General features: G+C 66.1%; 11 protein-coding genes. 9 read left to right on the top strand and 2 right to left on the bottom strand.

What is annotated here, in order from left to right; all coding sequences use genetic code 11:
• Both AC2VOU_RS11550 and AC2VOU_RS11555 read right to left on the bottom strand, forming a co-directional pair.
• Nucleotides 1-390, bottom strand: a 390-nt coding sequence (locus tag AC2VOU_RS11550; RefSeq protein ID WP_486957500.1) for an MFS transporter, incomplete at its 3' end; no start/stop codon positions are given.
• Nucleotides 387-1097 (bottom strand): LppX_LprAFG lipoprotein, encoded by a 711-nt coding sequence (locus AC2VOU_RS11555; RefSeq protein ID WP_486957501.1) that lies wholly within the window; start codon nucleotides 1095-1097, stop codon nucleotides 387-389. The genes AC2VOU_RS11550 and AC2VOU_RS11555, both read right to left, overlap by 4 nt.
• Before the next feature lie 92 nt (nucleotides 1098-1189).
• Between AC2VOU_RS11555 and AC2VOU_RS11560 the strand changes: the two genes are divergently transcribed.
• From AC2VOU_RS11560 to whiA, 9 genes are all read left to right on the top strand, one after another.
• Nucleotides 1190-1783, top strand: coding sequence for a riboflavin synthase (locus tag AC2VOU_RS11560; RefSeq protein WP_486957502.1), 594 nt, complete (start codon nucleotides 1190-1192; stop codon nucleotides 1781-1783).
• A gap of 352 nt (nucleotides 1784-2135) precedes the next feature.
• On the top strand, nucleotides 2136-3413 hold the full coding sequence (locus AC2VOU_RS11565) for a bifunctional 3,4-dihydroxy-2-butanone-4-phosphate synthase/GTP cyclohydrolase II (protein ID WP_486957503.1): 1278 nt from the start codon (nucleotides 2136-2138) through the stop codon (nucleotides 3411-3413).
• Between the two features lie 16 nt (nucleotides 3414-3429).
• Nucleotides 3430-3909, top strand: a complete 480-nt coding sequence (gene ribH, locus AC2VOU_RS11570; protein WP_486957504.1) for a 6,7-dimethyl-8-ribityllumazine synthase — start codon at nucleotides 3430-3432, stop codon at nucleotides 3907-3909.
• On the top strand, nucleotides 3906-4376 hold the full coding sequence (locus AC2VOU_RS11575; RefSeq protein WP_486957505.1) for a PH domain-containing protein: 471 nt from the start codon (nucleotides 3906-3908) through the stop codon (nucleotides 4374-4376). The genes ribH and AC2VOU_RS11575 overlap by 4 nt, the downstream gene beginning before the upstream one ends.
• A gap of 31 nt (nucleotides 4377-4407) precedes the next feature.
• Nucleotides 4408-5841: an HNH endonuclease signature motif containing protein gene (locus AC2VOU_RS11580; RefSeq protein WP_486957506.1), complete on the top strand. Its 1434-nt coding sequence runs from the start codon at nucleotides 4408-4410 to the stop codon at nucleotides 5839-5841.
• 21 nt (nucleotides 5842-5862) lie between these two features.
• Nucleotides 5863-7836, top strand: a complete 1974-nt coding sequence (uvrC, locus tag AC2VOU_RS11585) for an excinuclease ABC subunit UvrC (protein WP_486957507.1) — start codon at nucleotides 5863-5865, stop codon at nucleotides 7834-7836.
• A gap of 11 nt (nucleotides 7837-7847) precedes the next feature.
• Nucleotides 7848-8762, top strand: a complete 915-nt coding sequence (gene rapZ, locus AC2VOU_RS11590; RefSeq protein ID WP_486957509.1) for an RNase adapter RapZ — start codon at nucleotides 7848-7850, stop codon at nucleotides 8760-8762.
• Entirely contained in the window at nucleotides 8759-9757 is a 999-nt protein-coding gene (gene yvcK, locus AC2VOU_RS11595) for a uridine diphosphate-N-acetylglucosamine-binding protein YvcK (RefSeq protein ID WP_486957508.1), read from the top strand. Before rapZ ends, yvcK begins: the two co-directional genes overlap by 4 nt.
• Nucleotides 9754-10731: a DNA-binding protein WhiA gene (whiA, locus tag AC2VOU_RS11600; RefSeq protein WP_486957510.1), complete on the top strand. Its 978-nt coding sequence runs from the start codon at nucleotides 9754-9756 to the stop codon at nucleotides 10729-10731. The genes yvcK and whiA overlap by 4 nt, the downstream gene beginning before the upstream one ends.
• Nucleotides 10732-10753 lie beyond the last annotated feature (22 nt).

Below are 10753 nucleotides of genomic sequence, written 5' to 3' on the forward strand. Positions count from 1 at the left end.
GGCGCCGAGCGCGAGGGTCACCGGCAGCAGCGCCCCGCTGGCCACCCCCTGGATGGTCCGGCCGACGACCAGCACATCGAGATTGGTGGACAGCGCCGTGACTATCGATCCGATCAGGAAAACGGCCAGGCTGACCTGGAGCAGCAGCTTGCGGCCGAACCGGTCGGATGCCCGGCCCAGCAACGGCATCGCGGCGATATAGCCCAGCAGATACCAGGTGATGATCGGGGTGATCCGCTGCAGGCGATTTACCGGGATCCCGATCGTCCCGATGATGTCGCGCATGATCGTGACCACGACGTAGGTGTCGAGGGCGCCGAGCAAAACCGCGAGGCTGCCGGCGCTGATCGCGACGAAGCGTCCCGCGTGGTGGGGCTGGGGTGCCGTCACGGTGCCGGAGCCACCGGCGGCTTGGTGACCTGCACCGGGGCGTTCCAGTTCGACAACGTCAGCTGAAGCGAATTGCCCGGGCTCTGCTCAAGAGTTGTCTGCACCAACTGATGGTCACCGTTTTCCTCGATCCACACGGTCGACGGAAACGGCTGGGTTGCCTTCAGCCGGGGCATGATGCCGTTGACCGCATCCGCCGAGACCGTTCCGGTGATCTTGATGGTCGACTGTCCGTCGACGTTCTCCCGCGACTGGGACTTGGGGTTGCCGAGATTGGCCAGCACGTTGGCCAGACCGACGTCGGGCTTGAGGATGGTGGACGGGTCGTAGAGATCCGACGCCTTGCCGAAGCTGTCCCACTGGCCGGGTGTGAGTGCGCCGTACAGAGTGCCGTCGATCACCACGAACGGCGCGTCGATGTCGGAGCCGCCGAAGACGATGCTCGCGTTGCCCTGAGCCGCGGTCTGCGGCGTGGTGGTCAGGTCGCCGGTCAGGGATTTCACCGGAAGGCCTTTGATCTTGCCGTTGACCGTCAGGGCCAGGTGCACACTCGTGACCTTCTTGGTGCTCTGGGCGGACTCCTTGATCAGGGTCGCGGCATCCGGTAGCGGGCTGCTGGATTGCTTGGACGACGAACAGCCGCTGATCAAGGCGGCGACGATAGCGAGGGCGGCGAGAATTGAGCCAAACGGCTTACGCGTCTGCATGACTTGCAGCCTAGCGGGTCGCGCCGACAAGACTTGGACGCGCAAGGCGACCGGACGTCGCGCGGCGCGACAACACTCACTAGCCTGAGGCGGTGTTCACCGGAATCGTCGAAGAACTGGGTACGGTCGTCGGCAAAAACGACCTGGGGGATTCCGCCCGGTTCACCATCGCGGGGCCGATCGTCACGGCCGATGCCGGACATGGCCATTCGATCGCGGTCAACGGTGTATGTCTGACGGTCGTCGAGGTCTTGCCCGGCGGTCAGTTCACCGCCGACGTGATGGGCGAGACCCTGAGCAGGTCGAGCCTGGGTCGCTTGGTTGCGGGTAGCCCGGTCAATCTCGAGCGTGCCGCGGCCCTGAACAGCCGGCTCGGCGGCCACATCGTGCAAGGCCACGTCGACGGCACCGGGGAAATCCTGAGCCGTTCACCGGCCGAGCACTGGGAAGTGGTCCGGATCGGACTGCCGGTCGAATTGGCCCGCTATGTCGTGGAAAAGGGATCGATCACCGTCGATGGCATTTCGCTGACGGTGTCCGCGCTCGGCGATGACTGGTTCGAGGTCTCGCTGATTCCCACGACGCGCGAACTGACTACCTTGGGCCCCGCGGCGCCGGGCGCACGCGTGAACCTCGAGGTGGACGTCATCGCGAAGTATGTCGAGCGGCTGCTCACGCACAAGTAGCTTATCGGCCCATTAGCGGATCGCTGTCGATGTGACGCCGGTGTGGCCGAGGTGCGGGATCAGGAGGCGGCGGCTGTCCCGGGTCATCCGCGCTGGTCCGGTCGCCCCGTGGACCGCACCCACACAATTCTTTGGTTTCAGCGGTCTTTTCGCACCTGCACAAAGATAAATAGGCCCGCTATGCATTAGCGACGAGCCGCGCCGGTAAACCTATGGCGCATCTGCGGGTGGTGAACCGCTGTGACCAACGTGTCCGCTGAGTGAGCAGGGGCAACTAGCAACGCAACGTAGTGGTTCATACTGGAGCTAATGCCTGAGGGCTTCAGGTGGAATGTCTAACAAGGTGGCTGCGATGACGAGGTTGGACTCGGTCGAGCGCGCGATCGCCGACATCGCGGCCGGCAAGGCCGTTGTCGTCGTAGATGACGAAGATCGGGAAAACGAGGGTGACCTCATCTTCGCGGCCGAGAAGGCCACGCCGGAGTTGGTCGCGTTCATGGTCCGCTACACATCGGGGTACCTTTGCGTGCCTCTCGCTGGCGACATCTGCGACCGACTCGGTCTATTGCCGATGTACGCGATCAACCAGGACAAGCACGGCACCGCGTACACGATCACGGTCGATGCTAAAATTGGTGTGGGAACTGGTATTTCGGCGTCAGACCGTGCCACCACGATGCGACTGCTCGCCGAACCTGGCAGTGTCGCAGAGGATTTCACCCGGCCCGGTCACGTAGTCCCGTTGCGCGCCAAAGATGGTGGCGTGCTGCGCCGCCCGGGCCACACTGAAGCTGCGGTCGACCTGGCCCGGCTGGCGGGGCTGTCGCCGGCCGGCGCGATCTGCGAGGTGGTCAGCCAGAAAGATGAAGGCGCCATGGCGCAGACCGATGAGCTGCGGGTCTTCGCCGACGAGCACGGTCTGGCCTTGATCGCGATCGCCGACCTGATCGAATATCGCCGCAAGCACGAGAAACACATCGAGCGCATTGCCGAGGCGCGCATTCCCACCCGGCACGGCGAATTCCGCGCTGTCGGGTACAGCAGCATCTACGAGGACGTCGAGCATGTCGCTTTGGTGCGCGGCGAGATCGCCGGACCGAACTTCGACGGCGACGATGTGCTGGTTCGCGTGCACTCCGAATGCCTGACCGGCGACGTGTTCGGGTCACTCCGGTGTGATTGCGGGCCGCAGCTGGATGCCGCGATGGCGATGGTCGCGCGCGAAGGCCGTGGCGTGGTGCTCTACATGCGCGGCCATGAGGGCCGCGGCATCGGTTTGATGCACAAGCTGCAGGCCTACCAATTGCAGGACGCCGGCGACGACACCGTCGATGCGAACCTGAAACTTGGCTTGCCCGCCGATGCAAGAGATTACGGCACCGGCGCGCAGATCCTGGTCGACCTCGGTGTCCGCTCCATGCGGCTGCTGACCAACAATCCCGCGAAGCGGGTTGGATTGGACGGCTACGGCCTGCACATCATCGAGCGGGTGGCGCTGCCGGTGCGCGCCAACGCCGAGAACATCCGCTACCTGGAGACCAAGCGCGACCGAATGGGCCACGACCTGGTCGGACTGGACGATTATCACGAATCCATCCATCTGCCTGGCGAATTCGGCGGTGCCCTGTGACTAAGGAGTGGCGCAGATGAGCGGCGTTGGGGTGCCCGACATCGCGTCGCAGGACGCTTCTGCACTCAGCTTGGCGATCGTGGTCAGCACATGGCACGGCAAGATTTGCAATCAGTTGCTCGACCGCGCCCAGTTGATCGCGCGGGAGTGGGGCGTCAAGAACCCGACGATCGTGCGGGTACGCGGCGCAATCGAAATACCGGTGGTCGCGCAGGCCGTCGCCCGTAATCACGACGCCGTCGTCGCTCTTGGTGTGGTGATTCGCGGCCAGACGCCGCACTTTGACTATGTCTGTGACGCGGTAACCCAAGGGCTGACCCGGGTTTCGCTGGACGAGTCCACGCCGGTGGCCAACGGCGTGTTGACCACCAACACCGAGGCGCAGGCGCTGGATCGGGCGGGGTTGCCGGATTCCGCCGAGGACAACGGTGGTCAGGCGACGGCTGCGGCGTTGAGCACCGCGCTGACCCTGCGCGGACTGCGCGAAAAGTCTTGAGCGCCAAGCCCGATCGGGATACTTGGGATGCCCGACTGCGGCCCCGCCTGACCCCCTACGCCGCCTACGCCGCCGCTGCGGTCCTCGTCATCGCGCATGTGGTGATCGCCCTGCTGCTCAAGTTCGGATCCACCGGCGTGATCTTTCAGACCTCGGACCAAATTGCGATGGTGCTGCTCGGCGTTGTCCTTGCCGGCCTGGTGCTGTTGTTGGCCCGGCCGCGGCTGCGGGTGGGTCCTGCCGGTCTGTCGGTGCGCAATGTGCTCGGCGACCGACTGGTGCCGTGGGATGACGTGGTAGGAGTGTCGTTTCCGGCCGGGGCGCGCTGGGCCCGAATCGATCTGCCCGACGACGAATACGTGCCGTTGATGGCGATCCAGTCCGTCGACAAGGACCGTGCCGTGGCCGCAATGGACACCGTCCGGAGACTGGTCGAGCAATATCGGCCCGACCTGACGGCGCACTGACGTGTCACACGGCCGTGGCATAATCGAATACATGTTCGAATTATGGTATGCGTCGCGACCCACACCGGAGTCCGCTGCGCTCCTCGACCGGATCGGCGAGGCGGGTCGATCAGAGGCCCGGGCGGCGGCCCGGCGGCTCGTGGCGGTGGGGGAGCTGTTCGCATTGCGGCTGCGCGATTCGGGTGAGCAGGCTGATTGGCCGATGGACACCTGGGAGGCGGTCGCGGCCCAGGTGGCGGCGGCGCTGAACTGCAGCATTGCCATGGGCTCCAGTTATTTGCGCTACGCAGTGGCTCTGCGCGACCGATTCCCGAAGGTGGGCCGGGTATTTCAAGCCGGTGGCATTGACTATCGCGCATTTCAGACGATCGTGTTCAGGACCGACTTGATCACCGATCCTGATGTGCTCGCGCGGGTGGATGCGTTGCTGGCGGCCCGACTACTGCGGACTCCGACCCTGACCCGTGGCCGGCTGGCTGCGGAAGTCGACAAGGTGGTGGCCCGTGTCGATGCGGATGCGGTGCGTCGCGCCAAGGACGGATTGCGGGATCGCTACGTCGACGTCATTGCCGGGGAAACCGGCATGGCGTTCGTGACGGGTACGGTGCTCGCCACCGCGGGGCGCGCCCTCGACCGCAGGCTCGACGAGATCGCCGGCACGGTGTGCAACGGCGACCCCCGCAACCGCGAACAGCGACGCGCGGATGCGTTGGGCGCGTTGGCCGGTGGCGCGGATCGACTGGTGTGCGGGTGTGGGTCGCCGGGCTGCGACGCCGCGGCGCGCACCGGCAAGGGCAGCGTGGTGATCTACGTAGTCGCAGAACAGTCCAGCATCGACGGCAGCGGGCAGACGCCCGGTGCGGTACTCGGTTCGGAAGGCTTGATCTCGGCGGAGTTGGTCGCCGAACTGGCGAAGGACGCGCAGCTGCAACCGCTGGTCGCACCATCGGGTGCGCCCGAGCCGCGCTACGCCCCGTCGGCCAAGCTCGCTGCCTTCGTGCGAGCGCGCGATCTGACTTGCCGCGCACCGGGTTGTGATCACCCGGCCAACGATTGTGATGTGGACCATACCGTCGCCTACGGTAGCGGCGGCTGGACGCATGCCTCCAACCTCAAAGCGCTGTGTCGAAAACATCATCTGTTGAAGACTTTTGGAGGCTGGCGCGATAAGCAGCTGCCCGACGGTACCGTCATCTGGTTGCTTCCCGACGGTCATACCCACGTGACCACGCCGGGCAGCGCCCTGTTGTTCCCGGCTCTGTGCGTACCGACCGCCAACGTGCCGTCGGCATCGACGCGGCGCGGTGATCGCTGCAGCGACCGGGCGATGCGGATGCCGACCCGGACACGCACCCGCAGGCAGAACCATGAGCAGCGGGTCTGTGCCGAGCGGCGACGCAATCGCGAGCTCCGCCTCGCTGCGAGGGCGCCGGCCCAACCCGACACCGCACCGCCGCCCTTCTAGCAGCGACTAGCCTTGGACACCGTGGCCGATCCCGCGACCTACCGCCCCGCTCCGGGGTCCGTCCCGGTCGAGCCGGGCGTGTACCGGTTCAGCGATCAGCACGGACGGGTGATCTACGTCGGCAAGGCCAAGAGCCTGCGCAGCCGGCTGAACTCGTACTTCGCCGACATCGCCGGTCTGCATCCGCGTACCCGGCAGATGGTGACCACCGCTGCCAAAGTGGAGTGGACGGTGGTCACCACCGAGGTCGAGGCGCTGCAGCTGGAATACAACTGGATCAAGGAGTTCGATCCGCGATTCAACGTGCGTTACCGCGACGACAAGTCCTATCCGGTGTTAGCGGTCACGCTCAACGAGGAATTTCCCCGGTTGATGGTCTACCGTGGGCCGCGCCGCAAAGGTGTTCGCTATTTCGGACCGTACTCGCACGCCTGGGCGATCCGCGAGACCCTGGATCTGCTCACCCGGGTATACCCGGCGCGCACCTGCTCTGCGGGAGTATTCAAGCGGCACAACCAAATCGACCGGCCCTGCCTGCTCGGCTACATCGACAAATGTTCGGCGCCGTGCGTCGGCCGGGTCAGCGCCGAACAGCATCGCCAGATTGTGATGGACTTCTGCGATTTTCTGTCCGGCAAAACCGACAGGTTCGCCCGAGGCCTGGAACAGCAGATGCACGCAGCCGCGGCGAGCCTGGACTTCGAACGGGCGGCGCGTCTGCGCGACGACCTGGGCGCGGTCCAGCGCGCCATGGAAAAGCAGGCGGTGGTGCTGGGCGACGGTACCGACGCCGACGTCGTGGCGTTCGCCGACGACGACTTGGAAGCCGCCGTTCAGGTGTTCCACGTCCGCGGCGGACGGGTCCGCGGACAACGCGGCTGGATTGTCGAAAAGCCAGGCGACCCATGTGAATCCAGTGAAGAGCAGCTAGTCGAGCAATTCTTGACGCAGTTCTACGGTGACCAGGCCGAACTCGGCGGCGCGGCGGATGAAGCTGCCAACTCAGTGCCCCGCGAGGTTCTGGTGCCATGCCTGCCGGCCAACGCCGAAGAACTTGCGACCTGGCTGAGCGGACTACGGGGCTCGCGGGTGGCGTTGCGTGTTCCCCGTCGCGGCGACAAGCGTGCACTGGCTGAAACGGTCGAGCGCAACGCCAAAGAGGCTTTGCAACAACACAAGCTGAAGCGCGCCGGCGATTTCACGGCGAGATCCGCTGCGCTGCAGAATATTCAGGAGGCCCTGGGGTTGGCCGCTGCGCCCCTGCGTATCGAGTGCGTCGACATCAGCCACGTCCAGGGCACCGACGTTGTCGGGTCGTTGGTGGTGTTCGAAGACGGACTGCCGCGCAAATCCGACTACCGCCACTTCGGGATCCGGGAGGCGGCCGGACACGGCCGTTCCGACGACGTCGCGTCGATCGCCGAGGTGACTCGTCGCCGGTTCCTGCGGCACGTCCAAGACTCGAATACTCTTTCGCCCGAGGGCAAATCGCGTCGTTTTGCGTATCCGCCCAACCTCTACGTGGTCGACGGCGGCGCTCCACAGGTCAACGCGGCCAGCGCGGTTCTCGAAGAGCTGGGCGTCGACGACGTCGCGGTAATCGGCTTGGCCAAACGGCTCGAAGAGGTGTGGGTGCCCGCGGAACCGGATCCGATCATCCTGCCGCGCAACAGCGAGGGGCTGTATCTACTGCAGCGGGTACGCGACGAGGCCCATCGATTCGCGATCAATTATCACCGCAGCAAGCGTTCGAAGCGGATGACGGCGTCGGCGCTGGACTCGGTGCCCGGGCTCGGCGAGCATCGTCGCAAAGCGCTCGTTGCTCATTTCGGCTCCCTGGCGCGGCTTCGGGAGGCTACGGTCGAAGAGATTACCTCCGTGCCGGGTATCGGCGTTGCGACGGCCACGGCGGTGCTGGATGCGCTGGGCGGTAGCCCCGGCGCCGGGTCGGACCCCGCAGCGCAGGAGCGAATCGCGGAACGGGCGTCGGGATGACAGGCGAGGGGATGGACGGGCCAAAACTCGAAAGCGCCGACAATCACGCCGCCATAAGCGATTCCGGGATTGACGTGGTTCTGGTCACCGGTCTGTCGGGTGCCGGTCGTGGCACCGCGGCCAAGGTGCTCGAAGACCTCGGCTGGTATGTCGCCGACAACCTGCCGCCCCAGTTGATCACCCGGATGGTCGACCTCGGTCTGGATGCGGGCTCGCGGATCACGCAGCTGGCGATCGTGATGGACGTGCGTTCGCGTGGATTCACCGGCGACCTGGACTGGGTCCGCAACGACCTGGCCACCCGCAACATCAGCCCGCGTGTCGTGTTCATGGAGGCCTCAGATGACATGCTGGTGCGGCGCTACGAGCAGAACCGCCGCAGCCATCCGCTGCAGGGTGCCCAGACGTTGGCCGAGGGCATCGCCGCCGAGCGCGAAATGCTCGCGCCCGTTCGCGCGACCGCCGACCTGATCATCGACACCTCGACGTTGGCGGTCCGCGAGTTGCGGGAAAGCATCGAACGGGCCTTCGGCGGTGAGGCCGTCGCCCAAACCAGCGTCACGGTCGAGTCTTTCGGCTTCAAATATGGCCTTCCGATGGACGCCGACACCGTGATGGATGTCCGATTCCTGCCCAACCCCCATTGGGTCGACGAATTGCGCCCGCTCACCGGCCGGCATCCCGAGGTCCGCGACTATGTGCTTGGCCAGACCGACGCGGCCGAGTTCCTGCAGACATACCATCGATTGCTGTCCCTGATTGTCGACGGCTACCGCAGGGAGGGGAAGCGTTATATGACCGTGGCGATCGGCTGCACCGGCGGCAAACACCGCAGCGTCGCGATCGCCGAGGCGCTGGCGCGGCTGCTCGAATCCGACGAGCAGCTCACGGTGCGGGTGTTGCACCGGGATCTGGGCCGCGAATGAGTCGGCGGATTGTCGCCATGGGCGGAGGGCACGGCTTGTATGCGACGCTATCGGCCGCGCGGCGGCTGACACCGCACGTGACCGCCGTCGTCACCGTCGCCGACGATGGTGGCTCGTCAGGCCGGTTGCGCAGCGAACTCGACGTGGTGCCACCGGGCGATCTGCGAATGGCGTTGGCGGCGTTGGCTTCTGACAGTCCACAAGGCCGACTGTGGGCGACCATCATGCAGCACCGCTTCGGTGGTAGCGGTGCACTGTCGGGCCACCCGATCGGCAATCTGCTGCTGGCAGGTCTCAGCGAGGTGCTGGCCGACCCGGTGGCCGCCCTCGACGAAGTCGGCCGCATCCTGGGTGTGCGGGGCCGGGTGTTGCCAATGTGTCCGATCGCGCTGCAGATCGAAGCCGACGTGTCCGGCTTGGAGACCGATCCGCGGATGTTCCGGGTCATCCGCGGGCAAGTGGCGATCGCCACCACACCGGGAAAGGTCCGCCGGGTGCGGCTGCTGCCCGGCGACCCGCCGGCCACCCGGCAGGCCGTCGACGCGATTATGTCCGCCGATCTGGTGGTGCTGGGTCCGGGTTCATGGTTCACCAGCGTGCTCCCGCACGTGCTGGTGCCCGGGCTTGCCGCGGCGCTGCAGGCGACCTCCGCGCGTCGCGCGCTGGTGCTCAATCTGGTCGCCGAACCGGGGGAGACGGCAGGATTCTCGGTGGAACGTCACCTTCACGTGCTGGCTCAGCACGCCCCGGGCTTCACCGTGCACGACGTGATCATCGACGGCGAGCGGGTACCGAGTGAGCGGGAGCGTGACCAGCTGCGCCGCACCGCAACGCTGCTAGATGCCCACGTTCAGTTCGCTGACGTGTCCAGACCTGGTACACCTTTACATGACCCGGGCAGACTGGCCGCGGCGCTTGAGGGCGTCGGCGCGCGCGAAACCGGTCAGCCGGTGCAGGGTCGCAACGGACCGAGGAGTGACGACGCGTGGCGATGACGGCCGAAGTCAAAGACGAATTGAGTCGCCTGGTGGTGACCGCGGTGAGCGCGCGGCGGGCCGAGGTGACCTCGCTGCTGCGCTTCGCCGGTGGACTGCACATCGTGGCCGGCCGGGTGGTCGTCGAGGCCGAGGTCGATATGGGCAGCATCGCGCGGCGGCTGCGTAAGGACATCTTCGACCTGTACGGCTACAACGCGATTGTGCATGTGTTGTCCGCCAGTGGAATCCGTAAGAGCACCCGATATGTGCTGCGGGTCGCGAACGACGGCGAGGCGCTGGCCCGGCAGACTGGTTTGCTCGATCTGCGTGGCCGGCCGGTGCGAGGCTTGCCGGCTCAGGTGGTCGGCGGCAGCATCTGTGACGCCGAGGCCGCGTGGCGTGGTGCTTTCCTGGCTCACGGCTCGCTGACCGAGCCGGGACGCTCGTCGGCGTTGGAAGTCAGCTGCCCCGGTCCCGAGGCCGCGCTGGCATTGGTGGGCGCTGCGCGCCGACTCGGTATCAGTGCCAAGGCGCGGGAGGTGCGGGGTGCTGACCGCGTGGTCGTACGCGACGGTGAAGCGATCGGGGCGCTGCTGACCCGGATGGGCGCCCAGGACACCCGATTGGTGTGGGAAGAGCGGCGGATGCGCCGCGAGGTCAGAGCGACCGCGAACCGGCTGGCCAACTTCGACGACGCCAACCTGCGCCGATCGGCACGTGCCGCGGTCGCCGCTGCCGCGCGCGTGGAACGGGCGTTGGAGATTCTCGGCGACGGCGTGCCCGACCATTTGGCCACGGCGGGCAAGCTGCGCGTCGCGCATCGACAGGCCTCGCTGGAGGAGTTGGGTCGCTTGGCCGACCCTCCGATGACGAAAGATGCTGTGGCGGGCCGTATTCGGCGCCTGCTGTCGATGGCAGACCGTAAGGCGAAGGTCGACGGCATTGCCGACACCGAGTCGGCCGTCACCCCGGATCTGATGGAAGACGCTTAACGCAGATTCGCCGACTGTGCGG

The sequence above is a fragment of the Mycobacterium sp. TH-M25 genome, assembly GCF_057473665.1.

Coding starts and splice junctions, on each gene's coding strand:
- rapZ (WP_486957509.1), top strand. CDS start 7,848: ATGGACGGGCCAAAACTCGAAAGCGCCGACAATCACGCCGCCATAAGC.
- AC2VOU_RS11565 (WP_486957503.1), top strand. CDS start 2,136: ATGACGAGGTTGGACTCGGTCGAGCGCGCGATCGCCGACATCGCGGCC.
- whiA (WP_486957510.1), top strand. CDS start 9,754: ATGACGGCCGAAGTCAAAGACGAATTGAGTCGCCTGGTGGTGACCGCG.
- yvcK (WP_486957508.1), top strand. CDS start 8,759: ATGAGTCGGCGGATTGTCGCCATGGGCGGAGGGCACGGCTTGTATGCG.
- ribH (WP_486957504.1), top strand. CDS start 3,430: ATGAGCGGCGTTGGGGTGCCCGACATCGCGTCGCAGGACGCTTCTGCA.
- AC2VOU_RS11580 (WP_486957506.1), top strand. CDS start 4,408: ATGTTCGAATTATGGTATGCGTCGCGACCCACACCGGAGTCCGCTGCG.
- AC2VOU_RS11555 (WP_486957501.1), bottom strand. CDS start 1,097: ATGCAGACGCGTAAGCCGTTTGGCTCAATTCTCGCCGCCCTCGCTATC.